Source organism: Actinosynnema sp. ALI-1.44 (assembly GCF_001984155.1).
GTDB lineage: Bacteria > Actinomycetota > Actinomycetes > Mycobacteriales > Pseudonocardiaceae > Kibdelosporangium.
This window is the reverse complement of record NZ_MTQO01000054.1, coordinates 774120-800287: the sequence shown is the minus strand read 5'-3', so window position 1 is coordinate 800287 and position 26168 is coordinate 774120. Positions and strand designations below refer to the sequence as shown.

22 protein-coding genes and 1 pseudogene are annotated in these 26168 nt (G+C 69.6%); 5 read left to right on the top strand and 18 right to left on the bottom strand.

The genetic code is table 11. The features are described 5' to 3' along the window. Positions 1–296 precede the first annotated feature (296 nt). Together ALI144C_RS50640 and ALI144C_RS50635 are read left to right on the top strand one after the other, a co-directional pair. Positions 297–1394, top strand: coding sequence for an FAD-dependent oxidoreductase (locus ALI144C_RS50640; RefSeq protein ID WP_076994427.1), 1098 nt, complete (start codon positions 297–299; stop codon positions 1392–1394). Continuing rightward, complete coding sequence (locus tag ALI144C_RS50635; protein ID WP_076994426.1) at positions 1391–2218, top strand: NAD-dependent epimerase/dehydratase family protein; 828 nt, start codon at positions 1391–1393, stop codon at positions 2216–2218. The genes ALI144C_RS50640 and ALI144C_RS50635 overlap by 4 nt, the downstream gene beginning before the upstream one ends. Here ALI144C_RS50635 and ALI144C_RS50630 read toward each other — a convergent pair. Genes ALI144C_RS50630 through ALI144C_RS58225 form a run of 3 tightly spaced genes read right to left on the bottom strand, consistent with a single transcriptional unit; the run spans position 2202 to position 4850 of the window. After that, positions 2202–3284, bottom strand: a complete 1083-nt coding sequence (locus ALI144C_RS50630; protein WP_076994425.1) for a nucleotide disphospho-sugar-binding domain-containing protein — start codon at positions 3282–3284, stop codon at positions 2202–2204. The genes ALI144C_RS50635 and ALI144C_RS50630 overlap by 17 nt on opposite strands. A gap of 6 nt (positions 3285–3290) precedes the next feature. After that, a complete protein-coding gene (locus ALI144C_RS50625) occupies positions 3291–4490 on the bottom strand; it encodes a nucleotide disphospho-sugar-binding domain-containing protein (protein WP_076994424.1) in 1200 nt (399 codons plus the stop codon). Positions 4491–4544: 54 nt separating this feature from the next. Next, positions 4545–4850, bottom strand: coding sequence for a hypothetical protein (locus tag ALI144C_RS58225; RefSeq protein ID WP_237774762.1), 306 nt, complete (start codon positions 4848–4850; stop codon positions 4545–4547). On the opposite strand from ALI144C_RS58225, the gene ALI144C_RS59290 reads away from it, so the two are divergent. Next, positions 4749–5054, top strand: a complete 306-nt coding sequence (locus ALI144C_RS59290) for a LysE family transporter (RefSeq protein WP_441297626.1) — start codon at positions 4749–4751, stop codon at positions 5052–5054. The two genes, ALI144C_RS58225 and ALI144C_RS59290, sit on opposite strands and share 102 nt — an antisense overlap. A 96-nt stretch (positions 5055–5150) precedes the next feature. On the opposite strand, the pseudogene ALI144C_RS58215 reads toward ALI144C_RS59290, so the two are convergent. The 5 genes and pseudogenes from ALI144C_RS58215 to ALI144C_RS50595 all read right to left on the bottom strand — a co-directional run. Beyond that, a pseudogene (locus ALI144C_RS58215) lies at positions 5151–5855 on the bottom strand (SDR family NAD(P)-dependent oxidoreductase); the annotation flags it as partial. A gap of 61 nt (positions 5856–5916) precedes the next feature. Then, complete coding sequence (locus ALI144C_RS50610) at positions 5917–6465, bottom strand: TetR/AcrR family transcriptional regulator (RefSeq protein ID WP_076994421.1); 549 nt, start codon at positions 6463–6465, stop codon at positions 5917–5919. Between the two features lie 4 nt (positions 6466–6469). Further along, a complete protein-coding gene (locus tag ALI144C_RS50605) occupies positions 6470–7597 on the bottom strand; it encodes a hypothetical protein (protein WP_202819234.1) in 1128 nt (375 codons plus the stop codon). A 63-nt stretch (positions 7598–7660) separates the two neighbouring features. Beyond that, the gene (locus ALI144C_RS50600; protein WP_237774696.1) at positions 7661–8800 is read right to left on the bottom strand and encodes an XRE family transcriptional regulator; all 1140 of its coding nucleotides are present in this window, start codon (positions 8798–8800) and stop codon (positions 7661–7663) included. Between the two features lie 4 nt (positions 8801–8804). After that, complete coding sequence (locus ALI144C_RS50595; RefSeq protein WP_076994420.1) at positions 8805–12488, bottom strand: BTAD domain-containing putative transcriptional regulator; 3684 nt, start codon at positions 12486–12488, stop codon at positions 8805–8807. A 423-nt stretch (positions 12489–12911) separates the two neighbouring features. On the opposite strand from ALI144C_RS50595, the gene ALI144C_RS50590 reads away from it, so the two are divergent. After that, positions 12912–13529 carry a response regulator transcription factor gene (locus tag ALI144C_RS50590; protein WP_076994419.1) on the top strand — a complete coding sequence of 206 codons (618 nt, stop codon included), beginning with the start codon at positions 12912–12914 and terminating at the stop codon, positions 13527–13529. Between the two features lie 38 nt (positions 13530–13567). Here the strand turns inward: ALI144C_RS50590 and ALI144C_RS50585 are convergent, their stop codons facing one another. Then, the gene (locus tag ALI144C_RS50585) at positions 13568–16909 is read right to left on the bottom strand and encodes an AfsR/SARP family transcriptional regulator (protein WP_168211544.1); all 3342 of its coding nucleotides are present in this window, start codon (positions 16907–16909) and stop codon (positions 13568–13570) included. Between the two features lie 196 nt (positions 16910–17105). On the opposite strand from ALI144C_RS50585, the gene ALI144C_RS55080 reads away from it, so the two are divergent. After that, a complete protein-coding gene (locus ALI144C_RS55080) occupies positions 17106–18104 on the top strand; it encodes a GntR family transcriptional regulator (protein WP_076994417.1) in 999 nt (332 codons plus the stop codon). A 138-nt stretch (positions 18105–18242) separates the two neighbouring features. Here the strand turns inward: ALI144C_RS55080 and ALI144C_RS50575 are convergent, their stop codons facing one another. The 9 genes from ALI144C_RS50575 to ALI144C_RS55075 form a co-directional block, all read right to left on the bottom strand. Further along, a complete protein-coding gene (locus tag ALI144C_RS50575) occupies positions 18243–19427 on the bottom strand; it encodes an asparagine synthase-related protein (RefSeq protein WP_076994416.1) in 1185 nt (394 codons plus the stop codon). Between the two features lies 1 nt (position 19428). Next, positions 19429–20424: a ParB/RepB/Spo0J family partition protein gene (locus ALI144C_RS50570; protein WP_083754090.1), complete on the bottom strand. Its 996-nt coding sequence runs from the start codon at positions 20422–20424 to the stop codon at positions 19429–19431. A 148-nt stretch (positions 20425–20572) separates the two neighbouring features. Next, the gene (locus ALI144C_RS50565; RefSeq protein WP_237774695.1) at positions 20573–21214 is read right to left on the bottom strand and encodes a copper resistance CopC family protein; all 642 of its coding nucleotides are present in this window, start codon (positions 21212–21214) and stop codon (positions 20573–20575) included. A gap of 40 nt (positions 21215–21254) precedes the next feature. Continuing rightward, positions 21255–22454 (bottom strand): RNA polymerase sigma factor, encoded by a 1200-nt coding sequence (locus ALI144C_RS50560; RefSeq protein ID WP_076994415.1) that lies wholly within the window; start codon positions 22452–22454, stop codon positions 21255–21257. Then, positions 22451–22819, bottom strand: a complete 369-nt coding sequence (locus ALI144C_RS50555) for a YciI family protein (protein ID WP_076994879.1) — start codon at positions 22817–22819, stop codon at positions 22451–22453. The genes ALI144C_RS50560 and ALI144C_RS50555 overlap by 4 nt, the downstream gene beginning before the upstream one ends. A gap of 79 nt (positions 22820–22898) precedes the next feature. Then, complete coding sequence (locus ALI144C_RS50550; RefSeq protein ID WP_076994414.1) at positions 22899–23546, bottom strand: hypothetical protein; 648 nt, start codon at positions 23544–23546, stop codon at positions 22899–22901. Beyond that, positions 23543–24163, bottom strand: coding sequence for an L-threonylcarbamoyladenylate synthase (locus tag ALI144C_RS50545; protein WP_076994413.1), 621 nt, complete (start codon positions 24161–24163; stop codon positions 23543–23545). Before ALI144C_RS50545 ends, ALI144C_RS50550 begins: the two co-directional genes overlap by 4 nt. A 31-nt stretch (positions 24164–24194) precedes the next feature. Then, positions 24195–25634 (bottom strand): multicopper oxidase family protein, encoded by a 1440-nt coding sequence (locus tag ALI144C_RS50540; protein ID WP_076994412.1) that lies wholly within the window; start codon positions 25632–25634, stop codon positions 24195–24197. An 18-nt stretch (positions 25635–25652) separates the two neighbouring features. After that, positions 25653–26102, bottom strand: coding sequence for a hypothetical protein (locus ALI144C_RS55075; RefSeq protein ID WP_143231400.1), 450 nt, complete (start codon positions 26100–26102; stop codon positions 25653–25655). Between the last annotated feature and the right edge of the window lie 66 nt (positions 26103–26168).

Genomic DNA, 26168 nt, shown 5'->3' with positions numbered 1-26168 from the left:
GCCCTCGATGAACTGGTCGGGCGGCGTGTGGTCGAATAATCGTTTTCGGGGACCCGCACCTGGTTGGTACTCTTCCTGCCGAGCGCAGTCAGCCAGACTTTCAACGACTACCCACCGCCGGTTCGGTCGCCGCCAGGGCAGCGCGCCACGGCCTCTACTCTTGTTGGCCTACAACGCCTTGATCCCTCGATGCGACCTCGGTCAGTTCAGCGCCGCACGCCTCCTCCATGGCACGGCATCGTGTCATTCCTAGGTATGGAGATATTCCTAAGGAAACTCCGTCATACGGCTGAGTCATGGGCGTCCGTAGTGTCCTGATCATGGTGGCCTACGACGTGGTCGTGATCGGCGGCGGCTACTACGGCTGCTTCGTCGCCTATCAGGTTGCCGCGTGGTTCCCCACGTCTTCCGTGGCCGTTCTCGAACGCGCGGACGCGTTGTTCACCAGGGCGTCCGGTGCCAACCGAGGTCAACTGCACCAGGGCTACGCGTACAGCGCCGACCTCGAGTTGGCTGCCCAGTGTGCCCGGGGCAGCGCGGTGTTCGCCGAACAGTTTCCCGGTGCCGTCGGTGCCGGGACGTCGACCGTCTTCGGGGTGCACCGCGATTCCGAGATCTCCCCGGATGGCTACCGCGAGTTCTGCCGTGACCTCGGCCTGCCGCTGGCGCCGTGGCCGTCACGGGACTTCGGGCCGGACGTGGTCGCGTCGTTCCAGTCGGTCGAGCGGACCTTCGACAACGCGCGCCTGGCGGCGATCATGGTCGAGCGGTTGGCCGGTGTCGACGTCCGGCTCGGGCACGGGGTCAACCGTGTCGTGCCGCGGGACGACGGTTCGCATGACCTGGTCATGGCGGACGGAACCGTGATCACGGCCGGTGTCGTGTACAACGCGACGTTCGCGGACATCAACCCGCTGCACGACCGGTCGTGCTTTCCGCGTGTGCCGCTCCGGACCGAGGTTTTCCTGCACTTCCTGGTCGGTGTGCCGGACTCCTGCCACGACGCCGGGCTGGTGGTGATCCGCGGCCCGTTCGCCTCGCTGATGCCGTCCAACGCCGGGCATGTGCTGGCCGCGACCGGGCTGCGGACGATGGCGACGAGCGACACGGAGTCGTTGTCCGAGTACGTCGATCCGGGCCAGATCGACAAGACATATGCTGAAGCGGTCCGCGAGTGCTCCGGGTACCTCCCCGCGCTGCTCGATTCCGTCTATCAAGGACATTCGATCGGCACGCGGGTGGTGTTCACCGACACGCGCACCGGCGGGACCACCAGCCGGGCCATGCCGCTGACCGACTTCGCCGGGATCACCAACTACCACGTCGTGGTCGGCGGCAAGGTGCCGTGCCTGGTCGAGGTGCTGGAACCGGTGCTGGCCGTCGTCCGCCGATGAGGGTCGTGGTGCTGGGCGGCACCGGTTGGATCGGCCGCCACGCGTGCGCGGCCTTCCCCGACGCGGTGGCCGTGGCCCGCACCACCCGGCGGAGCCTCGACCTCCAGTCCGCGTCCGTCGCCGACATCGCCAAGGTGCTGCGCTGCGAGCAGGCCTCGGTCGTGGTCAACGCGACCGACTCACCCAGTTGGGACCGTGCGATCGCCGAGCACCGGACGATCAACGTCACCGCCGTCGGCCGGATCGTCGACGCGGTCGCGACGCTGCCGTGGCCCGTGCGGATCGTGCACATGGGCACGATCCACGAGTACGGGCCCGTCCCTCTGGGCACGGCCGTCGCCGAGACGCACCCGGCCGAGCCGGTCAGCGCCTACGCCCAGTCCAAGCTCCGCGGGTCGACGATGGTCATCGAGTCCGGCGGCGTGGTGCTCAGGCTGGTCAACGTCTGCGGCCCGCACCCGTCGCCGAACTCGTTGCCGGGCAAGCTGCTGCGTGGCGGCCCGCTGACCGTGACCGACGCCCGCCGCGACTTCGTCGACGTCCGGGACGTGGCCCGTGCGATCGTGGCCGCAGCCGGACTCGCCCCGGACGGCGCTGTCTTCAACATCGGCAGCGGCACGGCTGTGCCGGTCGCCGACGTGGTCCGGGTGTTCGCCGAGGTGTCGGGGCAGCGCATGGAGATCCACCGCGCATCAGCTGACAGCGCGGTCGACTCGTGGGCCTTGGCGGACATCGGCACCGCCCGGCGCGTGCTCGGCTGGCGGCCGGTGATCGGGTTGCGGGAATCGTTGTCCGACATGTGGTCGGCTAACCGAGCAACCTAGGTACCACGTCCAACGGTGTCGGCTGGCGTTCGATGTCCTCACGCAGTCGGACCGCGGCCTCCTGGTAACCGGGATCGGACAGCAGCTTCTCGACCGCGGCGGCGGTGTCGCGGCTGTCGGTGAGGTGGATCGCGGCACCCGTGCGGGCCAGCCGCCCGCCGAACTGGTCGTCGAGCGGCTCACGCGTGATCACCAGTTGGGGCACGCCCATCGCCGCGGCCGTCATCCCGGTCCCCTCACCACCGTGGTGCACGACGGCATCGCAGTACGGCAGCACAAGGTGCAGCGGGACCTGGTCGGCGGCAGTCAGCGTCAGCACGTCAGCTCCGGCCGTGGCAGCCGCCTCGACCGCCCGTCGATACGGATTGCCCGCCGCAGCCCAGGTCACGCACACGCGCGGGCGTTTGGCCGACAGGGGCGGCGCGGTGCCGGGACCGTTGTGCACGATCCACCGCATGTCGACGCATGGCCGTTCCGCGCCGATGAACATGCTGGGCGGCATGGTGTCCACACAGCTGGGTGGCGTGGTCGGTGTCCGCAGGCCGAACCGGTGGAACAGGGCGGCGTGTTCCGCGGGCGCGTAGTCCTCCACCCGGAAGACGTCCTGGGTGCCGTGCGTGTAGCGGACACACGGCACGCCGGTCAGCGTCGCGGCGATTCTCGCGCCGAGCGCCAGTGTGTCGTGCACGATCAGATCGGGCCGCCAGTGTTTGGTGAACGCGACCAGATCGCTGGCCATCGCGTCGGCCACCGCGACCGAGTAGCGGCCGAACCCGGCAAGGTAGCGGTTCTGGCCGGAGGTGAGCCGCTGCGGGTGCACCGGCCAGGCAGGCGGCCACGGCGGCTGGCCGTACGCGGTGCTCAGCAACTCCTCCCGTTCGGCCCGGGTCATCTTCAGTCCACTTCCGACGGTCACAGTGGACAGCCCGGTGTGCGCCATCGCCTCGGCCGACCGCATCGTCCCCGCCAGCCGCACATCGTGCCCGCTCACCCGGAACGCCCAGGCCAGCGGCACGAGCGGGAACAGGTGTGACTGGCCACCAGCGACCGCGACGAGCACCCGCATCCCCGGTCACCCGTTCGCCAGGTCGGCCGCGACCGCCGAGGCGACCACCGCGGGCACCGGCTGGCTCTCGATCTCCGCCCGGAGCCTGACCGCCTCCTCGCGGTACGCCACGTCCGACAACAGCCTGCGCACGGCGTCGGCGACCGTGGCCGCCGTGTCGTAGCGGACCGCGATCCCGACGCCGGTCGCGACAATCCGGCCACCGACCATGTCCGCCTCCGGGCTGGCGGGGATCACCAGCTGCGGCACGGCTGCCGCGGCCGCGGTCAGCGCGGTCCCGTCACCGCCCTGGTGGACGATCCCGTCGCAGTACGGCAGCACAAGGTGCAGCGGCGCGGCCGAGAGCGCCCGTACCGACTCCGGCAGCGCGCCCAGCTTGTCCACCTCGGCGGTCGGCGCCGCGATCAGGCAGTCCATGCCCTGTGCCGCGATGGCGTCGATCGCCACCCGGAACGGCCAGGTGCCAGCGATTGCGGCCAAGGCGTTCGTGTGACCCCATGTGACGCAGACGCGCGGCCGTTTGCGGCGCGTCGTCAGGCCCTGCGGAGTGCACCCTGGCCCGTTGTAAGGGATGTAGCGCATCTGCCGCAGCCGTTCCGGCACGACCAGTCGCATGCTCGGCGGCGTCGGGTCGACCGCCGCGTGCGCGTCGAGCATGACGGGAACGCCGAACCTCTCGAACAGCGCGCGGTACTCGGCCAGCGGATGCGGTCCTGGCTGGGCCAGTTCGAGCCGCTGAGCGGAATCAGGACCGGACAGGTGCCGGACGGCGGGAACACCGAGCACTTCGGCGACGACCCGGCCCGCGTAGCTGAACGAGTCGTACACGACCAGATCAGGCCGCCACCGCCGGGCGAACGCGACGAGTTCGTCGACCATCGCGGCGGCGGCCGCGACCAGGTAGCGACCGACGGACTCCAGGTACGCCCACTGCCGCGCGGTGAGCGAGCCGACGTGGGCGGTCCAGTCGGCGGGCCACGGCTGCTGGGTGAACATCGCTCCGGCCACTTCGTCGCGCACCATCGGCGTCACCGCCGGGCAGCCGCCGACCTGGGCGAACGGCAGGCCGGTGCAGGCCATCTCGGTCGCCCACAGCGGGGGGCCCGCCAGCCGCACGTCGTGCCCGGCCGTGCGGAACGCCCACGCGAGCGGCACCAGCGGATAAATGTGCGGCCGCGACCCGAAGACCGTGAACAGAATGCGCACACCGAAAACGCTACTCCCCGGTGCGGCATTTCATGAATTACCGAACTTACCTAGTTACTCAGGTGCCGCAATGACGGAATACCCTTGAAATTGCCCGCCGCTGTTCCAGCGCACCGGAAACCGGTGGCGAATTCGGGTGTCGCCGGGAAACAGCTTGCCCGGCGAGAGCACCGCTGTTGGGATGAGCGGATGGAACTGTCGATCCTGCTGGCGTTCGCGGTCGCGTCGACCTTGATCTGCCTCGCCCCCGGGCCGGACATGATGTTCGTCATCGCCAACGGGATCGCCCGCGGCCGCAAGGCCGGGGTGATCGCCGCGCTCGGGATGTCCACCGGCCTCGCGATCTTCATCAGTGATCACGGCATGCTGCCGTGGGCGCAGTTCCTGGTGCTAGGCGCGATCCTGATCCTCGTGGGACTGGTCGTCGACGCGACCGTCGGCTTCGTCTCCGGGGCCCTGTCGCAGTTCCTCCAGCGCCGCCCGGCGATCCGCCGCTGGATGGACCGGGTGTCCGCGGCGATCTTCGGCGCGCTGGCGGTTCGCCTGGTCGCCGATCCCCACTAGCCGCTCGCTGGCCCGCCACAGCCGCGCCGCGAGCTCCGGATTGGTCCCTTTGGGCGCGCGGCGCTTCATGCGGCTGTAGTACACGCCGTTGACCGATTGGGCGTCGTCGATGGTCGCGAGGTGCACCAACGGACGCGCGCCCTGCTCGGGCGTCAACGCGAGCCTGCCGAGCGGAGTCCGGAGCACCCACCGGGCGAACCCACTTTCGCGGAAGAAGTCCGAGGCCACCGGGCCGGGGTGGAACACGCTCGCGGTCACGTTCGTGCCGTCGACGCGACGCGCGAGTTCCTGCGTGAACAGGACATTGGCCAGCTTGCTCATTCCGTACGCGCGCTGGGCGCCGAACTTCCTGGTGTCGAAGCGGAGATCGTCCAGCGCGATCTCGCCGAAGGCGTGCGCCGCGCTGGCAGTGGTGATCACGCGTGCGTCCGGCGCGGCCTTCAACCGGTCCATCAGCAGGTGGGTGAGCAGGAACGGCGCCAGGTGGTTGACCTGGAAGGTGCTCTCGTTGCCGTCCTCGGTGAGCACCCTTGACGTGTTCATCAGGCCCGCGTTGTTGGCGAGGACGTCGATCCTGTCGATGTCGAGGTCGTCGGCGAACCTGCGGACGTCGTCCAGCCTGGCGAAGTCCACGAGGTACGGCGTGCCGCCGATCCGCCTGGCCACCTCCGTCGTCTTGTCCTTGGACCGGCCGGTCACGGCCACGTCCGCGCCGAGGTCGGCCAACTGCTTGGCCGCCGCCGCGCCGATCCCGGTACTGGCACCGGTCACCACCACTGTCCTGCCGTCGAGACGCCGCATGAGAGCTCCTTAACCGGATGACGTATCCGGAACTCTACCAGAAAGCGGATGACCTATCCGGCTACTTCGGTCGCAGCCCCGCCAGCAGCACGGACAGGTACAGCTCCCGCCGCTCGGGGTCGCGCCGGACGGCCTCCTCCAGGCCGAGCATCAGGTTGAGGACGTCCTCCGGGGTGACCTCTCGGCGGACGACCCCGGCCTCGTACGCGCGGATCAGCAACTCCTCGGTGCCCTTGCGCATCTGCTCCTTGGCCCGCGTGGTCTGTTCCAGCGCGTCCTCGATCGCCGTGACGATCACGGTGAGCCCGCCATCGGTGCGCAGCTGGAGGTCCATAATGGAGCCGATGAGGTACGTGAACGCCTCGGCCGCGTCCTCGATCGCCAGCGAGTGCTCGGTGATCCGGACCAACTCGGCCAACTCCCCGCCGACGACCGCCTCCAGCAGGGCATGGGGCGTGGGGAAGTGCCGGTAGACGGTGCCGACACCAACCCCCGCCTTGCGCGCGATGTCGTTGAGCTGCAACCGGCAGCCGTTGGCCAACTCCTGCCTGGCCACGTCGATCAGCCGCTCCCGGTTGCGCTGCGCGTCGGCTCGCAAGTTCGCTGCCACGCACTCAGCCTAACCGCGCACTGAGTTCCCCCGGCGTGAGCGGGCTGCGGTACGCGGCCGTCAGGACGTCGGTGATGACCTCGGTGTCGTTGGTCTCCGCGAGCGTGACGAACCAGTCCACTCCGGCCGGATAGGCCCACTGGTAGGACCGCAGCAACGGGTCGACACCGCGGTCGGCGAGGAGTCGCCCGATCACCTCGTCACCCCAGAACGGAACACGCGCCCGGGCAAGCGCGAGACAGTCCGTCACACTGACACCGTCATTGATCGCGATGTGCAACTCCCCACGCACAAGCTGCAAGTAGTGATCGAGTTTGACGTGCGCGACCAACGCCTTGTCCTCCGGCGCGACGAACAGCGGCCACGCCTGCGCCAGTCCCTCCAACAACACCTGATGGTCGGCGTGTACGGACAAAACACGCACCCACGGCACATCCTCGTTGACGCACCGCGCCGAATAACTGGCGCACTGCAACGCGTGACCAAGGATCTCGTGCAACGCGAACTGCCGCGCCTGCACATCGGTGAACCGTGCGTTGCGCATGTTCAACCGCAGCCGCGCGTCCTTCCCGGCACCGTCGAGCCAGTAGGACCAGTAGGCGTCGACGTCGTCCGTCTCGATGGTGAGGTTGTAGTCGGCTGTCGTCCCGGTCGCCTTCCGGACCAACGGCTCGAACTCGTCCGCCGCCGTCCGCAGAGCTGCCGGGATCTCGTCGACAGTGAGGTTGTGTTCGCTGTCAAGGAGATCACCGCGTGTGGTCGAGCCCCACGCGATTCCCAGGTCCGCCATGGCCGCGCGGGCTTGATCGCCGCGCCACGTCACGTATTCCTCGCTCCAGCCCATGACATCACAGCCCTGGGTACGCCGGACATACTCGCGCAGCGGCAGCCGTTCCCCCAGCAGCGCACCGAGATACGCGAGGTGGCAGTCGACCCGGCTCGCCAGGAGATCGTCCGCCCCCTGCCTCAACCTTGCCAACTCCTGATACGCCTCAACACGACCGATGGCCTCGGCGCCGTCCAGGCTGGGCCGGCAGTCGAAGTCGACGACAGGAGGCGCCCCCACCGAGATCTCGTGAGCGTCCCACGCGACCAGCACTCGTTCGATCTCGTCCCGCAGATTCGTTGACACACACCGAACCCTAGCGACCACGTGAGCACATGACTCCCCGCCACAAGTCGGGCCCGCCGCGAATCAGCCCAGCAGCAACCGCCGGTCCCGCCACGCCAGCCGCAGCAGGGTGAGCGCGCTCGCCGACAGCCGTGGGTTCAACCGCTCAATCGCCTCACCGGTGAACGGGATGTCGACTCGGCCGTTGGCACCGACCACGTGACCTTCGTCGTTGGCTGTGACCATGTTCGCGAAGAGCCGGTCGAACGCGCTGTCCTCGACCACGGCGACCGTCAACTGGATCGCGCCGAGTTCGAGAGGTTCCAGCACCAGGCCGTAGTGCCAGAGCCGGAACTCGCCGTTCGCGCGCGCTTCCCCGAACGAACGGAACGGTTCGTCGTCGGTGTAGTCGATCGACGTCGACGCCGCGCCGTCGTGTTCGGGATTTCCGAGGAACTCCTCGGAGAACTCCCGCATGATGTTCCGCCACAACGAGAAGTCGTCCCGAATGTCCACAGGGTGCACGGACGACGGTTGGAACTCACCCGCGGGCATGACGTGGCAGAGGCCGCCGCCGTCCGCCACCTTGCCGCCGTCGCGTTCGTGCAACACGAAACGGTGGTCACCGGTGCGCGACCGCCTGATGGTCAACGTGCTGATGCCGGGCGACATGAGCAGATTCCGCGGATCGAAAGGGTCTCCGATCGCGGCCCGCAACGGAAGATCAGCCCAGTCGGGCACAGACCGGCCGGAACGCGCCCAGGCCGCCTTGAACTCGTGCGCGACGGCTTGCTTCACGTCGAAGACTTCGAAGAACGTGGTCGTCGCGAAGGTCAACGACAACCCGTCATCACGGGAGACGTCCAGCAGCCGGTAGCTCAGGCGATTCTCCAGCAGCCTCGGGCGGACCAGATCACGCACGGCCCGGCTGTAGCCGAAGTACCTGTCGCCCCTGTCGGTCAACGGGAGCACGTGGTCTCGCGGTCCGTGTTCAGGCGCTGGCTCACGGGAACCGGACCACACGAGGCGGACCTGGTCCAGCTCGACCGGCTCTCCTGACAACCAGCCCGGACCGGCCAGGACGTGACCGCCCGGAGCACGGTCGGCGTCGTCGTACAGCCACGCGGCGAGCTCGCTCAGTTCGCGTCCACGCACACCGGACGCCCGCCGGATCTCGAGCCAGTCTTTCTGGCTCTGCTGAACCGGCCCGCTGCCCGATTCCACACGATCAGCGTACGCGTGCCGTGCAGGCGACCTCACCGGCGTCAGACGCCCCGGGGTTCCCCATCCACGACAGGCGGCCGTTGATCAGGTCGTTGGTGACGGCCAGTCTGGAGTCCACCCCCAGCTTGCGCAGGATGCGGGACACGTGCATCTGCACTGTGCTGCGCGACAGCGACAGCTGGGTGGCGATGTCGGCGTTCGGCCAGCCCGCCGCGACCAGCCTGGCGATCCGGATCTCCACTTTGGACAGCGGCCCGGCCGGCACGACGACCGTGCTCAGGCCGAACGGCGCCAGCCGCGACTCGGCCCGGCGGACGTCCCACGCCGCGCCGAGTTCGGTGAACACGATCACCGCGTCGTGCAGCGCCGCACGAGCCTCGTCGAGCCTGCGGTCGGCGGCCAGCAGGATCGCCGCGTCCTCGGAGGCCATGCCGTGTTCGACTTTCCTGCCGACCACGGCGAAGTGCTTGGCCACGGTCAGCAGCGCGCCCGGATCCTGCTCGATCAGCCCGCGGCACCACTGCACCGCGGCGGTCGCGCGGGCGGGCCGGACCTCCATCGCGGCCTCGGCCTCGCAGAGCTTCAGCGCACGGGCGGCCAGGTCGCGGTCGCCGAGGTCCAGCGCGAGCCGGACCAGCTTGGGCAGCCACTGGTGGCGCAGCATCATCTGGGAGAAGTCATGGTCGAACACGGGCGCGAGCAGTTCGAGCGCCTCCGCCGGACGGCCGCGCTGCTCGGCCGCGAGCGCTTGCGCCATCAGCAGGAAGTCGATGTTGTCCCTGGCCTCCGGTGTCGGGTCCGGTAGGTCGGTGACCAGTTTGAGGTGGCGTTCCAGGCTGACCGAGTCGTCCCGGTGCACCGCGATGAGTGCGGCGGTGCCGTGCAGCAGCCGGATCACGCCGTGCTGGCGCAGGCCGTAGAACGTGATCTCCGGGCCGTCGCGCATCACCGAGTCCAGGTCGCCCAGTGCCTCGTCCCACCGGCCGAGCCAGAAGTGGTGCACGGCCGCGGCGATGTACGGACCGCTCGGCAGGTTCGACCTGGTGACCAGGTGGCGTGCCGCGTCGAGGGTCTGGCCCGCGTCGTCGAGCCGGTCGAGGTTCTGCAGCGTGAACATCTTGTTGTCCAGGAAGCTCAGCAGCAGATCCGCCAGCTCCGGGCGGCTGGAGATCGCCGCGATCGCGGTGTTGATGTGGTCGAGCGCCTCGGCGTGCCTGCGCGTCATGGACGCGGTCAGCCAGAGCGACTGCGACCACTGCGCGATGCCGAAGAAGTCCTTCGCGGCGACGGCCTTGCTCAGTTCCGTCAGCGCGTCCGGCTCCGACGCGGCCAGGTCCTCCATTCCGCTGCGGCGCACCATCACCCGCAGCGCCTGGTGGCGTGCGCGCCAGTGTTCGGGGACTTCCGGGTCGCTGATCACCTGGTCGAGAGCTTCGATCGCGCGGGCGTTGTCGTGCCCGAGGTAGTCGAGGTAGGCCAGGACCAGCCGCATCTCCGCGGACCGGTCCGGGTCAATGGTCATCGCGAGCACCGCACGCGCCTGCACGCCCGGGTCACGCCCCAGCCAGAACAGCACGCGAACCAGCCGGGCGGTGAGGGTTTCGCGCGCCTCGTCGCGCAGGCCGGGGCTGGCGATCGCGCGTTCCAGCAGGTCCGCGGCGCTGGTCGGGGATCGGCGGGCGACCGCGTTCGTGTTGGCCAGCAGCCAGCGCGTGACCCACGCGTCCACCGGCACACCCGCGCCTTGCAACTGGGCCGCCACCAGGGAAACCGGGGCGCCTGCCTCGTCGAGCGTCTCGGCTGCCTGGCGGTGCAACGCGATCCGCACGGCCACCGGCATCGCCTCGTACAGGGCGCGGCGCACCAGCGGGTGCCGGAACGCGAACCGCTGCCCGGCCTCACGCAGCACTCCCGCCGCCGTCGCCTCCTCGATCGCCCTGATCAGCTCGGACGCCGGACGGGCCATCACCGTCGCGAGGTCGCCGAGGTCGAACTCGACGCCGAGCAGCGCGGCCCAGCGCAGCGCGTCCTTGGTCAGGTTGGCCAGGTGCCCGGTCCGCCGCGTGACGACCGACGCCAGCGCCGGCTGTGCCGCGGTCAGGCCCTCGGTGTCGATGTCGTCGACGTCCGCGATGCCGTCGTCGATCGTGATCGCCTCGTCGCGGACCAGCGCGTCGACGATCTCGCGGATGAACGCCGGGTTGCCCGCGGCGCTGTCGGTCAGGCCGAGCAGGGTCGCGCCGGGTTCCGCGCCGAGCAGCCGTCCGGCGAGCTCGGCCGTGCCCGCTTCGTCGAGCGGTTCGAGCGTGTGCAGGTCCCCGCCCCAGGTGGACACGACCGACCGCAGCTGGTCCAGCTCCGCCCGGCGCGGCAGGAGCCTCGCCGAGCCGACGAGCAGCAGCGGCAGTTGCCGGGTGAGCCGGACCATCCGGTGCCAGACGAGCAGGCTCGCGTCGTCGGACCACTGCATGTCGTCGAGCACCAGTACGACCGGGCCGTCGGCGCAGAGCTGTTCGATCAGGTCGATCAGCAGGTCGACCGCGGCGACCAGCGGGTCGTCACCGGACTCGCCCGTGCGCAGCGCCTCGGCGACGGCCAAGCGCCGCGGGTCGGTCGACCGTGCCTCCACGCCGAGGCACGACGTGATCAGGCCGAGGGGGAAGCGCCTGCCGACCTCGTCGCCCGCCGACCACAGCAGCTGGCCACCGCGGTCGGCCGCGTCCCCGAGCGCGGCGGCCAGCAGCGCGGACTTGCCGATCCCCGACTCGCCTTCGACCCAGACCGCCGCGCCGCTGCCGTGCAGCACGTCCACCAACCGGTTGCGCAACGCGGAAAGCATGCCGGACCTGCCGACGAACACGTCCGGCATGGCCAGGGTGGCCAGCGACGGCGTGCGGGTCGCGGCGACGGTCGCGCCGCGGCGCGAGACGATCTCGTCGTGGATCCGGCGCAGGTTCGCGCCCGGCTCGATGCCGAGCTGTTCGATCAGGATCCGCTTGGTCTCGTCGTAGACCTCGAGCGCCTCGGGGTCGCGGCCGACCCGGTGCAACGCGGTCATCAGCAGGCCGCGCAGGCTTTCCCGCAACGGGTGCGCCCCGGCCAGCCGGTACAGCTCGGTCACCGCGCCGGTGGTGTCACCGGCGGCGAGCATGATCTCGGCACGGCGTTCCAGCGCGGCCAGCCTCAGCTCGGCCAGCCGCTTGCGGTGCAGCGCCGCGGCCGGGCCTTCGATGCCCGCGAGGGCCTCGCCGTGCCAGAGCGCGAGCGCCGCGTCCATGGCCGCTCTCGCCGCTGTCAGGTCCCGGCGGTTCCACAGGTCGTTGGCCGATTCCCTGAGCCGGTCGAACTCGGTGACGTCCAGCAGGCCGTCGCCGAGTTGCAGGGAGTAGCCGGAACCGGCCGAGACCAGAGTGTGGCCGCCGGACCACCGGGAACGGTCCGGTTCGAGCACTCGCCGCAGCCTGGAGACATATGTGTAGAGGCTGCCGCTCGCGCCGGTCGGCGGGTTGTCACCCCATACCGAGGTGACCAGATCCTCACGGGAGACGACCCGGTTCGCACGCATCGCCAACGCGGCGAACACCGCGCACTGCCGCCCCGATCCCAGGTCCAAACGCTGTTCGCCCCGCCACGCGCTGACCGTGCCCAGCACTTGGACGCGCAGGGGCTCAACCGGCTCCGCCGCCATCACTCACCCCCGAATCCCTCGCGAGGATACCGCGCTGACAGCCTTTCCAGCACGGGCCGGAGCGGCTATGCGGGAGTCTTTATGAGCACACTATGAAATTCCCCAGTGTGATGCCGTTCACACATATATATCACTCTCCGTGACCGAGCGGCGATGTGGTCAACAGGGCAACCGCAGGTGTCAAAAAGTCGCCGAACAGCAGAAACTCCTTCTCCTCCGGCCGCCGGTGAGCTTCAATACGACTACGTGGCGCGCCGCGGACCCCGCCGCAAACGGACAATCCGCCACCCGGGTGACTCCTGTCACGCCCGCCGTCAAGGTTACTTGCGGGTTCGTTCAAATCCCGGCAAGAGTTTATGAAGACCATTGGCGAAGACTTAATCCCATTCCACAGGCGAGCTAGTCGGGGAAGGCGCGATCGCGATGGAACGGGTAAAGGTCGTCATACAAGCCACCGACCCCATCACGTACGTGGGGTTGTCCAGCTACCTCCAGCAGAGACCCGAAGTGGCCGTGGTCGACAAGCGCGACGAGGCGACGGTCCAGGTGCTGTCCACCGAACGGGTCGGGCCGGAAGCGTTGGCACGGCTGCGGAACTCGGTCGCCGAAGGTGGGTTGCCGACCGTGCTGATGACCGGGGAGCTGGGCGAGGGGCCCCTGCTCACCCTGGTCGAGTGCCACGTCGTGGCAATCCTGCCGAAGAACTCGGTGACGGGTGACCAGCTGGTCGACTGCATCGTCGCGGCGTCGTCGGGCAACGGCGTGATGCCGCGTGACGTGCTCGGCACACTGCTGCGCCGGATCAAGGTCCTACAGCGGGAAGTACTCGCACCCAACGGGTTGAGCGCGTCCGGTCTCGAACCGCGCGAGGTCGACGTGCTGCGGTTGATCGCGGAGGGGTGGGGCACCGAGGAGATCGCCAAGGAACTGGCGTACTCCGAGCGCACGGTCAAGAACGTCATCTTCAACATGACGAGCAGGTTGCACCTGCGAAACCGGGCGCACGCGGTCGCGTACGCCCTGCGCGCGGGCGTTATCTAGTGGTCACGAACCACTAGCGTCAACCGCGTTGTCCGGAGTCACCCGGCCCTGAGGCCCAGCTGCGCGAGATCCCATCCGGCCCCGACCCCGGTGAAGATCTCCGCGGCCTCGGCCGAGGCGGCGCGGGCGTCGGCCGGTCGGCCGCGCTCGGCGAACAGGTCGGCGATGTCGCCGAGCGCCGCAGCCAGTTCCACCGGTCTGCCGACCCTGCGGTAGTGGTCGGCGGCGACCATGGCCGGTTCGGGATCACGCGTGAGCAGTGCGCGGCAGCGTTGCAGCGCGGCGAAAGCCCGAGCGGGCACGGGTTCGCGGGCCGCCTCGAACTCCACCGCCTCGACGGCCTGCTCCACCTTCGCCCAGTCGCCCATCCTGGCCGCGACCCGCACGAGCGCGGGCAACCACTGGTGGCGCAGCATCATCCCGGCGTAGCGCGGCTGCAGGATCGGCGCCAGTTCGGCGTAGCCCCGCACCAGATCGCCCTCCTGGACCGCGACCAGCGCTCGGGCGGCGAGCAGGAAATCCAGGCTCTCCACCTCGGCCTTGGTGACCACCAGGCAGTGCTCGGCCGCGTCGAGGTGCGCCGCCGCCTCGACGTGGTTGCCCCTGCGGGCGCAGATCAACGCCGACAGGCCGTAGAGCAGCAGTCTGGCCGGGCCCGCGTCGATCAGGCCCGCGTACGTGATCGACGGGCCGTCGCCGACGACCGCGCCGAGCGACCGCAGCGACTCGTCCCACCGGCCCCGCCAGTAGTTGTGCACCGCGGCGGTCACGTGCATGCCGATCGGAACACCTTCGGCCGGGCTGAGTCCGGCCGCCACGCCGAGCACCGCGTCCGCGTCGTCGAGCCGGTCGAGGTTCTGCAGCGAGTAGATCTTGTTGTCCAGCAGGTCGAAGTGCATGCCGGTGTAGTCGGGCTTGCCCTCGATGAGGGTGATCGCCTCGTCGATGTGCCGCAGCGCCTCGACGTGGTCGCGGCGCATGGAGTCCACCAGCCACCTGGTCTGCAACGCGTGTGCGGCCAGGAAGTCGTCGCCCGCGACGGCCGCGTCCTCGTACGCGTCCTTGGCGGCGACCTCGGCCGTGTCGACGTTGCTCATGTCACGCCGCAGGTACGCCAGCAACGCCTTGTGCCGCAACCGCCACACCTCCGGCAGCGCCGGGTCGAGCGGGGTCTCGGTGAGCGTCGCGACGGCTTCCGCCCGGCGCCCTTGCCGGTAGACGATCGCCGCGAGCAGCTGCCGCATCTCCGCGCACCGCGCGGGATCCGTGCACAACGCCAGCGCGTGCCGCGCTTCCGCCTCCGGGTCACGGGACAGCTGGAACAGCACCCGCACCTCGGCCACGAGCAGTGTCTCGCGGCGCGGGTCGCCGAGTTCGACGGTGTCGATCACCTGGGCGAGCAGTTCGGCCGCGACCAGCGGTGCCCGGACGGCGAGCTCGGCGGCGTGCTCGGCCAGCCAGCCCGCCACCCACGGGCCGGTGTCCCCGCCCGCCGCCACCAACTGCTCCGACACCCGGTGCGGCGGGGCGCCCGCCTCGGCGAGCACCTTGGCGGCCTGCCGGTGCAGCACGCCACGGGTCGGGCCCGCGATGCCGCCGTACACCGTGTCCCGCATCAGCTGGTGCCGGAAGACCAGCTTCGGGCCGTCTTCGACGAGCACGTTCGCTTCCACCGCGTCGGTCACGGCGCGCACGAGGTGCCACACCGGCCGCTCGGAAGCCGCGGCGATGGTGCCGATGGCCGCGTCGGCGCCGAGCACGGCGACCCAGACGAGCATCTCCTTCGTGCTGTCGGACAACGACTTCGACGACCGCTCGACCGCGGCGGCCAGTGTCCGCGGCGCGTCGTCGACTTCGCCCTCGTCGACGTCGGCGACGCCGTCGACCGTGTCGATCGCGTCGTCCGCCCGCAAGGCGGCGACGACTTCCGTGATGTACAGGGGATTGCCGTCCGCCCGTGCGGCGATCCGGCGCAGCGCCCGGCCGGGGCGGGCGCGCACGAGGCCGGTCAGCAGCGCTTCACTTTCCACATAGGAGAGCGGGCCGAGTTCGATCGACGAGCCCCCGCTTTCGACGTACCCACGCAGCTCGCGCAGGTCCGCCCGGCCGTGCCCGGTGTTGACCGCGCAGATCAGCAGCAGCGGCAGGCGTTTGGCCGCATCGCACAGCCTGCGCCAGGCCAGCACGCTGTCGGCGTCCGCCCATTGCATGTCGTCGAGCACGAGCACGAGCGGCCCGCGATCGCACAACCGCTCCACAACAGTCACCACGGACTCGCCCGCGGGCAGCTTGCGGTCCAGCCCGAGGCACTCCAGCATGATCTGCAGCGGGAACCGGCCGGACAGCTCGTCCGCCACCGCCCAGCCGATCTGGCCCCCGACCCCGTCGAGGGCGGCGCCGATCAGCTCGGACTTGCCGATCCCCGGTTCGCCCTCGACCCAGACGGCGCCGCCGTCGCCCGCACGCATCCGTGTCAGCAGTTGCCGGAGCAGGCCGAGTTCCCGCTGCCGGCCGACGAACGGGTGGTCCGGCCGCGCCTTGACCGAGTACGGCATCACGTGCAGGCTCGGCATTCGCGGCTGGGCGGCCAGATCCTTGCCCGCGAGCACGTCGGCGTGCACCTGTCGCAGTGTGGGGCCCGGTTGGGCGCCCAGTTCCCGCGCCAGGGTCGCCCGCGCGTCCTCGAAGACCTCCAGCGCCTCGGCGTGCCTGCCGCTGCGGGCCAGCGCGACCATCAGCAGCTCCCGCAAGGGCTCCCGCAACGGGTGGGACCGCACGAGCACTTCCAGGTCGGCGGCGACCTCGACGTGGTCGCCGAGTTCCAGTCGCGCCTTGGCGTACGTCTGCACCGCGCGCAGCCACGACTGTTCGAGCCTGATCCGCTCCTGCTCGGCGAACGGCCCCGGCACGCCCGCGAACGCCTCGCCACGCCACAGCACCAGGGCGTCGCCGAGTTTCTCGGTCACCGCCCGGTGGTCCTCGCGGGCGGCCAACGCATTCGCCTGCTCGCATAGTTCGTCGAAGAGCGTGACGTCGACCTGGTGTGCGTCCACTCGCAACGAATAACCGTTTCCAGCGGACACAATGACATCGCGGCCCAGCTCGCGCAGCGCCCTGCGCAAGCCGGAAACATAGGTGTAGACGCTGCCGTCGGCGCTGGCAGGTGCCGCGTGGCCCCACACGGCTTCGACCAGCTCGGCCCGCGAAACCGACTGCCCGGGCCGCATCGCGAGAACCACGAAGACAGCCCGTTGCCTGCCGGGTCCCAGCCCGACTTCCACGCCGTCGTGCATCACCCTGACCGGGCCCAGCAACTCGACCCTCGACGATGCCCGCCGACCCTGCTCCCCCAGTGCACTCTTGTCCATCCCGAGAGGCACATCGCAACAGTACAGGAGGTCAAAGGCACAACTAAGGACCTTTGGCGGCCACAATCTGTCCATAATGGACAAGATCGTTGATTCGCGCACGGCTCGAGAGCCTTTCGGGCAAAGAGCGGGTCGGCGGCAACCACGGGAAAACCCGTTCCGGTAATGCTGGCGGGACCACCCCACGTCCCCACCGAGGAGAGTCCCCGTGTCGCTCACCCTCCCCGAAGCGCCCGGCGCGGACCGGGCGCCCGCGCTCGGGCTGTGGTCGACAACCGACCGCGGCCGCACGTTGGCCGTGCTCATCCCGCACAAGCGGAGCGAGCGGATCACGGATGTGTCAGTCAGCGAGAACTCCCGCGCGGTCCAGGTCAGGATCACCCGGGCCGCACTCCCGTCGGCGGACGCCCGATTGGTCCGATCGATCCGGAACGTCCCGCTGGACAGCCCGCTCGGCAACCGCAGGCTGACGGTGACGTGGGGCGGCGAACACATCCCGCTGCTGCGCGCGGTCCCGGCAGGCAACGACGAGACGCACGAGTCACCGTCGGAAAAGGCGAAGAAGGAGCTCGTCAACCTGATCGAGAAGCTCGAACCGGGCTCGGCGCTGCCGTCGGAAAGGGCACTCTCCGAACAACTCGAAATAGCCCGGATGACGCTCAGGAACGCGGTGGACGAACTGACACTGGCCGGCAAGGTGTCGCGCCGGAGGGGCAGCGGAACCTACGTCGCGGATTCGAAGCTGCTCTGCCGGATAACCCCGGACGGGGTGGACCTCGACCCGGTGGCACCGGGAGCGGGTTTCGGACACGTGCACGTGGTGCGGGACGTGGTGCCCGCCGACGATCGGGTCGCGGCGGACCTGGACCTGACGCCGGGAGACCTCGTCCTGCACGTCGGCAGGCTGCTGCTGGCCGACCACCGGCCCTTCGGCCTGATCTCCCGGCACATTCCGATAGCGCGACTGGCGGAGACCCCCGGCGCCCCGAGCACGATGCGCTGGTTCACCGGGCGAACCGCGCGGGCGGAAACACGGATGGAGCTCTCGACCGCGACGCCCCCGGAAGCGAGGATGCTCGACCTCAGCCAGGTCCAGCCGATGCTGTCCTGGCACAGGACCGCGCTCGACGGCAACGACGTGCCGCTGGAACGGACGCGGGTGCTCGTCCGGGGAGACCGCGCGATCCTCGACCTGTCCGGCGACTGACCCCGTCCGCGGTCCCGCGGTCAGGGCCTGCGGCCCCACGCCGCGACGGCGAGCCACATGTAGTCCACAATGGATCTGTCGCGGTACGCGGCGTGTGCTTCCGCCAGCTCGTGCCACCGGGCCATGCGGACACGGTGGCTACCCGGGGCGCTCGACGGTCGGGTCGTACATGTCGACCCAGTGGTACAGGTCGAGTATCCAGTCGATGCCACTGGTCACCGCGCCGGGCATGGTGGCGGGGTCCGCGGCTGTGGCGTCGGTCAGCCAGTCCCAGTCGATCAGGGACATGGCGAGGTGGTCGCGGTCGGCGAGCACCTCCTTGGCCTGCCGTTGGATTTCCTCGTTGTACCGGGGATCGGGTGTCGGCACACGTCTGGCCCACGGCGAGTTGTCGATGTAGGGGATCAGCCGGTGGTCGGCGTACGGCAGGCGGACCCGCAGACCCGCCGCCGTCGCGATCCGGTCGACGCGCTCGATCGTCGTCCGGGCGAACCCCGGCGCACCCGGATCGGCACCGGCGAGATGACCGCGCAGGTGCGGGCACATCAACGCCAGCCGGTCACCCGGCGGGCAGTGTGCCGCGCCGAACACCTCGTCGGCCAGCAGGACAGGCAGGACCACAGTGGAGCGAGCCGGGAGCGACCCGAGCAGCAGGCACAGCGAGAGGTCCGGCGCGCCGAAGCCCATCGGCATGTCGTACGCGGCAACAACCTTGCGGCGCAAAGCCGGGTCGGCCAGTGCGGCCGTGTCGGCGGAGAACCCGCTGCGGCCCGCCGGCAGCTCGACCTCGTTGTGCGGTCCCGGTTCCGCACGCCAGTAGGTGTCCGCCCTGGCCCCTGCGCGTGACAGGGTCACGATCTGGCCCGGCCCCAGCGAACGCATTCCCCGCCACGGCGGCCGAGTCGACGTGACCAGCCCGCGCAGGCCGTCCACGTCGACGACCCGCGGCACCGACGGGTCGTCGAGGATCGCCGTCGGCGAGGTTCCGAACAGGACACCGTCGCGCGTCGGGTAGTAGTACAACGGCTTGACACCGAGCCGGTCGCGGACCATGACCAGCTCACGGGCGCGCGAGTCCCAGATGGCGAACGCGTACACCCCGTCGAGCCGGGAAACCAGATCCGGCCCCCATTCGACGTAGGCCTGGCGCACGACCTCGACATCGTCACCGGTCGCGAACGTGTGCCCGAGGCGCGTCAGCGAGTCCCGCAGTTCGGCGCGGTTGTGCAGTTCGCCGCTGTAGGACACGGAACTCCGGCTGCCCGCCGTGAAGTCGACGCCACCCGCGATCCCGGGCATCTCCCTGGTCATGTCCCTGGTCATGTCACCGCGGCCCTGCTGTGCGTTCCAACTGCTCGGCGACCGTGCGCCAGACCCGGGCGCATTCCATCGCCGCCTGCGCGATCGAGCCCCTGGCGTGCGGCGGCACGTTGCGCACCAGCAACGCCCACTTGTCGTTGCTCATCGCGTGCACGTCCAGCAGTCGCAGCAATGTCCGGCCGGTCTCGGAGAACCGGAGCGTCGGATCGGTCCGCAGGTAGCGCATGATCGTCACGCGGTCAGGCAGTTGCAACGGCTGCGGGATGCGGGTCTGCGACTGCCGTTTCTCGTCGGTCTTCCTGGTGTTGCTCGGTTTGCGGACCGTCGGGTCCTCGCCGCGCTGCAACCGGGACCGGACCGCGCGCGCGGTTTCCGGGGAGATGCCCGCCGCCTTGGCGACCTGGCGCAACGACAGATCCGGGTTCTGGCGCATCAGGTTCATCGCCAGCCTGCGCTTCTCCAGGCTGTTGATCGGCCGGACCCGGCCGTCCTGGCCGACCCGGCTCTCCGGCTGCGGCACGCCGCCGTTTCGCCGGACCTCGCCGATGGTCTTGGCCGACAGGCCGGTCACGCTCGCGATCAACCGGTCCGACCAGTGGGGGTGGCTGGTCACGATGCTCTTCGCCGCGGCCTTGCGTTCGGCCAGTGACAACGGCAGCCCGTGTGCGACGTTCGCGCGCACGGCGAGCACGAACGCGTCGGCCTCGTCACCGTCGAAGAAACGGACCGCGATGTCGGGCTGGTTGCGCAGCCTGGCTGCCCGCAGCCGGTGCACGCCGTCGATCACGCGCATCGTCGCGCGGTGCACGATGATCGGCGGCAACTCGTCCGGGGTGTCGGCGAGCGCCCTGACGTGTTCGAGGTTCTCCCCCGCGGTCCTCGGCGACCCGGCGACGCGCAACGCCCTGATCGGGATGCGGACGACCGGGCCCGCGCTCGTGTTCGTCTCGAGGCAGTCGAATTCTTCCCGGGGAAGGCTGACAGCGGCGAAGTTGGTCACCTCGACCTCCAGTCCTCACAGCGAACCTGGTGACCCGCAAGATGTGACCCAGGTTGGCAGTCCCGCCGTCACGCACACCAGTGACAGCGCCACGAGGCCGAAATGACGAACTGTGTGCCCTTATATGATTTTCTCACCCCTATGGGTGTCAGCGCTTCGATTTCCCCACCCGAACACCGAGGAAAACACCCGCACCTGCGAGGACAATAGCGGCGACAATCCATACCCAAACGGGGATTCCGCCGCTTTCATCGGTTTTCTGGGCGTTCGGGGTTGCCGTCGCGGTCGTGGCGGCGGACGCGCTCGCCGCCGGTGCGCCCGACGACGTCCCCGGCGATGTCGCCGGTGTGGAAGCAGGGGTACTCGGGGCCGTTGGCGCGGGCACGGCGGCGGTGAGCGTGAACGGCACCTTTCCGCTCACCGGATCGCCGTCGGCCGAAATGACCCGGTAGCTGATGGTGTACTGCCCGGCGGGGCCGACCGGCGTCACCGGGGCGGTGACGACCTGCGCGGCGACCGTGACCTGGCCGACGGTCCACTGCTCCCCGCCAGGACCCGCGACCGAGACCGCACCGGGCTCGACCTGCACAGCCTCGCTGAACGTGAGCTGGATCTGCGCGGGCGCGGCGGGCAGTGCCGCCCCTTTCGCCGGGTTGCTGCCCTTCAGTTCGGTGTGCGCGAACGCGGGCACAGCGGTGGACAGCAGCACTGTCACACCCAGCAACAACGCGGCGGAGATACGCCTGGCGAACATGAGGTGGCCCTTCACGGTCACGTAGTCGGTCAGCACAGGACTCTAGTTCCCGGAGAGCCTCGACCCGCATGGTCACCTACGGTTCGAGTGCGCCCGCCTTCGCTTCGAGGTAACGCTGTTCCGGGATGCTGCTGGTCCGTTTGGCCGCGCGCAGATACGCCGCACGCGCGGCGGCCGGGTCGCCCGCCAGTTCGAGCAGGTGTGCGCGGACCGCGTCCAGCCTGTGGTGCCCGGCGACGCGGCTGTCGTCGTCCAATGTGGCCAGCATGGCCAGCCCGGCCGCCGGTCCATCCACCATGGACAGTGCGATGGCGTGGTTGAGCGTGACCATCGGGTTGGGCTGGATGCGCGCCAGTATCCCGTAGAGCACCAGGATCTGCGGCCAGTCGGTGTCCCCGGGGACCGCGGCCGCGTCGTGCAGCGCGGCGATGGCGGCCTGCAACTGGTAGGGGCCGATCGGGAACCGGGCCATGGCGTCGTCGATCAGCGCGGTGCCCTCGGCGATCTCGGCCGAGTTCCACAGCGAGCGGTCCTGGTCGGCCAACGGGACCAACCCGCCGTCCTTCGTCGTCCGCGCGGACCTGCGGGCGTCGGTGAGCAGCATCAACGCCAGCAGCCCGGCGACCTCGCCGTCGTCGGGCAGCAGCGCGTGCACGGTCCTGGTCAGCCGGATGGCCTCCCCGGTGAGCTCGACGCTGTGCAGGTCGGGCCCGGTCGACGTGGTGTAGCCCTCGTTGAAGATCAGGTAGAGCACGTGCAGGACGACCGGCAGGCGCCGCGCCCACTCCGGCTCGGGCAGGCCGGTCGCCTTGATCTTCTGCTTGGCGCGGCTGATCCGCTGCCCCATCGTGGCCTCGGGAACCATGAACGCGCGCGCGATCTGCCCCGTGGTCAGCCCGCCGACGGCCCGCAGGGTCAGCGCCACCTGCGAGGACGGCGACAGGTCCGGGTGACAGCACAGGAACAGCAGTTCGAGCGTGTCGTCCCGGTCGCCCGCTTCGGCCGCGGTCGCCGGCTCCTGCGCGGCGGCCAGCGTCTCCCGCCTGCGCCTGGCCTCCTCGCTGCGCCACTGATCGGTGAGCCTGCGGGACGCGACCGTGATCAGCCACGACTTGGGGCTGTCGGGCAGCCCGTCCGCGCGCCACTGGACGCTCGCCGCCAGCAGCGCCTCCTGCACGGCGTCCTCACACGCGTCGAACTGGCCGTAGCGGCGCACGAGAACGCCGAGGACCTGCGGCGCCAGCTGACGCAGCAGGTCCCCGAGCCCGGTGGTCACATCTCCAGGCCGGCGGAGAACATCACCGGCCGCACTTCGACACCGAAACCCTCGTACCCGGTGTCCGGGATCAGCTTCGCCAACTCGACGGCCCGCTCCTGGTTCTCGCACTCGACCAGGTAGAAGCCGCCCATGAACTCCTTGGCCTCGATGTAGGGGCCGTCGGTGACCACCTGCGCGCCGCCCTCGGACTTGACGACCTTGGTGGTGGACGGGTCGGCCAGCGCCTGGGTGACGATCAGCTCGCCGGTGTCGGTGATGGTGTCGATGAACGCCTGGTGGCCGTTGCCGATCCGCTCGCGCTCCTCCTCGGTCAGCGCGGCCATGGTCGCCGGGTTCACGTTCATGATCAGCAGGTATTTCACGTCGCCACTCCTGTTCCGCGCCCCGGTCCGGGCGCGCTCACGAGTGAGTCGGTGCACGCCGTCCGTCTTCGACATGGTGTCACTGACGTGTTCGCAGTTCCCATTCACCCGGCACCGCCGCGTAGACGTCCTCCAGCGCGGCCGGGGTACGGGCGATCACCCACAGCCACTCCTCGGCGTCACACCGCAGCAGGCAGTCGTCACCGCTGTACCAGCGAACCGGTGGCCCGTTCGGGACGGCCCACATCGGGTACTCCGGGAACGGCACCCGGCTGAAGGCCCGGTCCACCGCGTCCATCGCGGCCCGGTCGACCCACCGGTTGTCGGCGTGGTCGTCCCAGCCGAGCAGGGTCTCGCTGAGGACCATCTCCACACAGGCCAGTGAGGTGCTGGCGAGGTACGGCCGCCATTCGAGCCCGACCTGGAACTCCACCGGCGGGTCGGGGTGCTCGACGTCCGCGACCGCCCAGGCGGTGCAGCCCTGGTTCTCGCGCCGGAAGACCAGCCTGCCGTCGGCTTCGGGCGTGAGCTTCGCGGGCGCGACGAGCTGGTCCTGGTTGCTGGTCAGGTCGGCACGCCTGCCGAACAGGCGGTAGGCCTGGCGCAGGGCGTCCGGCATCCGGATTCCTTCGAGCTCGGACTCCTGGTACCCGTCGTCCGGGGTCAGCGGCCCCATCCACCCGGCGGCGAGATCACGGATGAACCGCCACGCGTGACCGGGGCTCACTCGAACCGGGACAGATCGCCAGCACCTTCGCGGATGATCTCCGGCTCGCCCTGCGAGAAGTCGATGACCGTAGTCGGCACGGTGCCGCACTCGCCGGAGTCGATCACCGCGTCGATCACGGTGTCCAGGTGCTCCTTGATCTCCCAGCCCTGGGTCATCGGCTCCTGCTGGTCGGGCAGCAGCAACGTGCTCGACAGCAGCGGCTCGCCGAGTTCGGCCAGCAGGGCCTGGGCGACCGTGTGGTCGGGGATGCGCACGCCGACCGTCTTCTTCTTCGGGTGCTGCATGCGGCGCGGGACTTCCTTCGTCGCGGGCAGGATGAAGGTGTAGCTGCCCGGGGTCACCGCCTTGATCGCCCTGAACACGTCGTTGTCGACGTACACGAACTGGCCGAGCTGGGCGAAGTCCTGGCACACCAGCGTGAAGTGGTGCCGGTCGTCGAGCTGCCGGATCTGCCGGATCCGGTCGATCCCGTCCCGGTTGCCCAGCTGGCAGCCCAGCGCGAAGCACGAGTCGGTCGGGTAGGCGATCAGGCCGTCCTGCCGCAGCAGCTCCACGACCTGGTTGATCGACCGCTTCTGCGGGTTGTCGGGGTGCACGTCGAAATACCTCGCCATGCGCCCCGACAGTAGTCCATGGTGGATCTGGTCACGCGACGATCCGCATCTGCGCCATCATCGCCACCGACGAGTGGTCGACGAAATGGCAGTGGAACGGGAAAACACCCGTGTACGGCGTGTCGAACTTGATCAACAGCCGGACCGTCTCGCCGGACGCGATCGACACCGTGTCCTTCGGGTACGCCTCCCACGGCTCGACCGACCTGCCGTCCCGGTCGAGCACCCGGAACTGGACGACGTGCACGTGCAGCGAGTGCGGGATCGGGTCCGGGTCGGCGTTGGTGACCTCCCAGATCTCGGTACTGCCCCGCTTGATCGTGAAGTCCATCCGGTGCGGGTCGTACGGTTTGCCGTTGATCAGGAAAACCAGGTTCTTGAAGTCGAAGCTCAGGACGACCTTCCTGGTCGTCATCACCGGCGCGCCGACGGCGGGGAGCATGCTGAGCTTCTGCGGCACGGAGCTGTCGTCGGTGTCCGGCATGTCCTTGCGGATGCCGTCGGCCACCTCGAACCGCATGATCTCGGTGTTCTCCAATGCGGTGCCCTCCGCGTTGAGCAGCGTGACCTGGCTGCCGCCCCGCGCCTTGCCGAAGTCGACGACGACCTCGACCCGCTCGGCGGGCCACAACGAGACCTCGGTGCGGCGCACGGGCCGTGCCAACAGGCCGCCGTCCGTGCCGATCTGGACGAACTCGGCACCGTTGCTGAGCCGGAACGAGAACATGCGCTCGTTGGACGTGTTCACCAGGCGCAGGCGGTACTTGCGGCGGCGCACCCGCAGAACCGGCTGCGGCACACCGTTGACCAGGACCGTGCCGCGGCGCTGGGCGTCGAACATCGCCCACAGCAGCTGCCCGTGGTCGTCGAGCGCGACGTCACGGAACATCAACGGGATGTCGAACTGGCCACGCGGCAACGTCGGCGCCTCGGCCGGGTCGTCGATCAGGTAGAGCCCGCACAGTCCCTTGTAGATCTGCTCGGCCTCCAGGTGGTGCGCGTGGTCGTGGTACCACAGGGTGGAGGCCCGCTGGTCGTTCGGGTAGTGGTAGATCCGCGAGTGGCCCGGCTGGATCACGTCGAGCGGATGCCCGTCGCTGTCCTGCGGGACGATCCCGCCGTGCAGGTGCACAGCGGACGGCGTGCCCAGCCGGTTGGTCACCGCGACCTTCACCGAACGGCCCCGGCGCGCCCTGATGGTGGGCCCGGGGAAGCTGCCGTTGTACGTGATCACCTCGGTCGACACGCCCGGCAGGATCTCGGCGACACCCGGTTTGACCGAGATCTCGTAGTAGTCCGTCGAACGGTCCGAGTACACCGGCGACAGGACACGCGGGATCGGCAGGGCGCGGGTGAACGGCTCGACCGACGGCGGCCTGCCGACCACCACCGACACCAGACGCTCCGCCGGCAGGGCCAGCGCCACGCCACCGGCGGCGCCCAGTTTCAACGTGCCTCTACGGTTGAGCATCGGTTTACCTCTTTTCTTCTACGGAACGCCGAACAGCGCTGTTCCGACGACGACGAGCACGAACGTGTACTGCAGCACCGTCATCGCGGCCGCCACCGTGCCGGTGAACAAGATCGCGTTCCCGAGCGTGATCGCGGCGACCGGAACTGTCACCGCGGCCGAAGCCACGGACCCCATGACAGCGAAGGAAAAACGTGCGGAGAACAGGCCGGGTGACCGGAAGTACCGCCGCACGACCCACGCGGCGCCGAGAATCGCGACGGCCGTGAGGTGGATCGCGAGGATTACCAGCCCCGGGTAGTTGACCACTGCCGACCCGGTGACCGGCGGCGGTGGCAGGTAGTCGTTCTGATGGTGGCCGGTGGTGGCCAGCGCGTGCCGTGGCACGAACGCGCCCGTGGGCAGGAAACGCGCGTGGTCTCGCAGTGCCCAGGCGATGACAGCGGCGGCGGTCAGGGCGAACAGCACGACGGGCACAGTCCGTGGGGCGGCTGGTGTTCCTCTGGTCGCCGTCTGGTCGCCCGAAACTGTCAG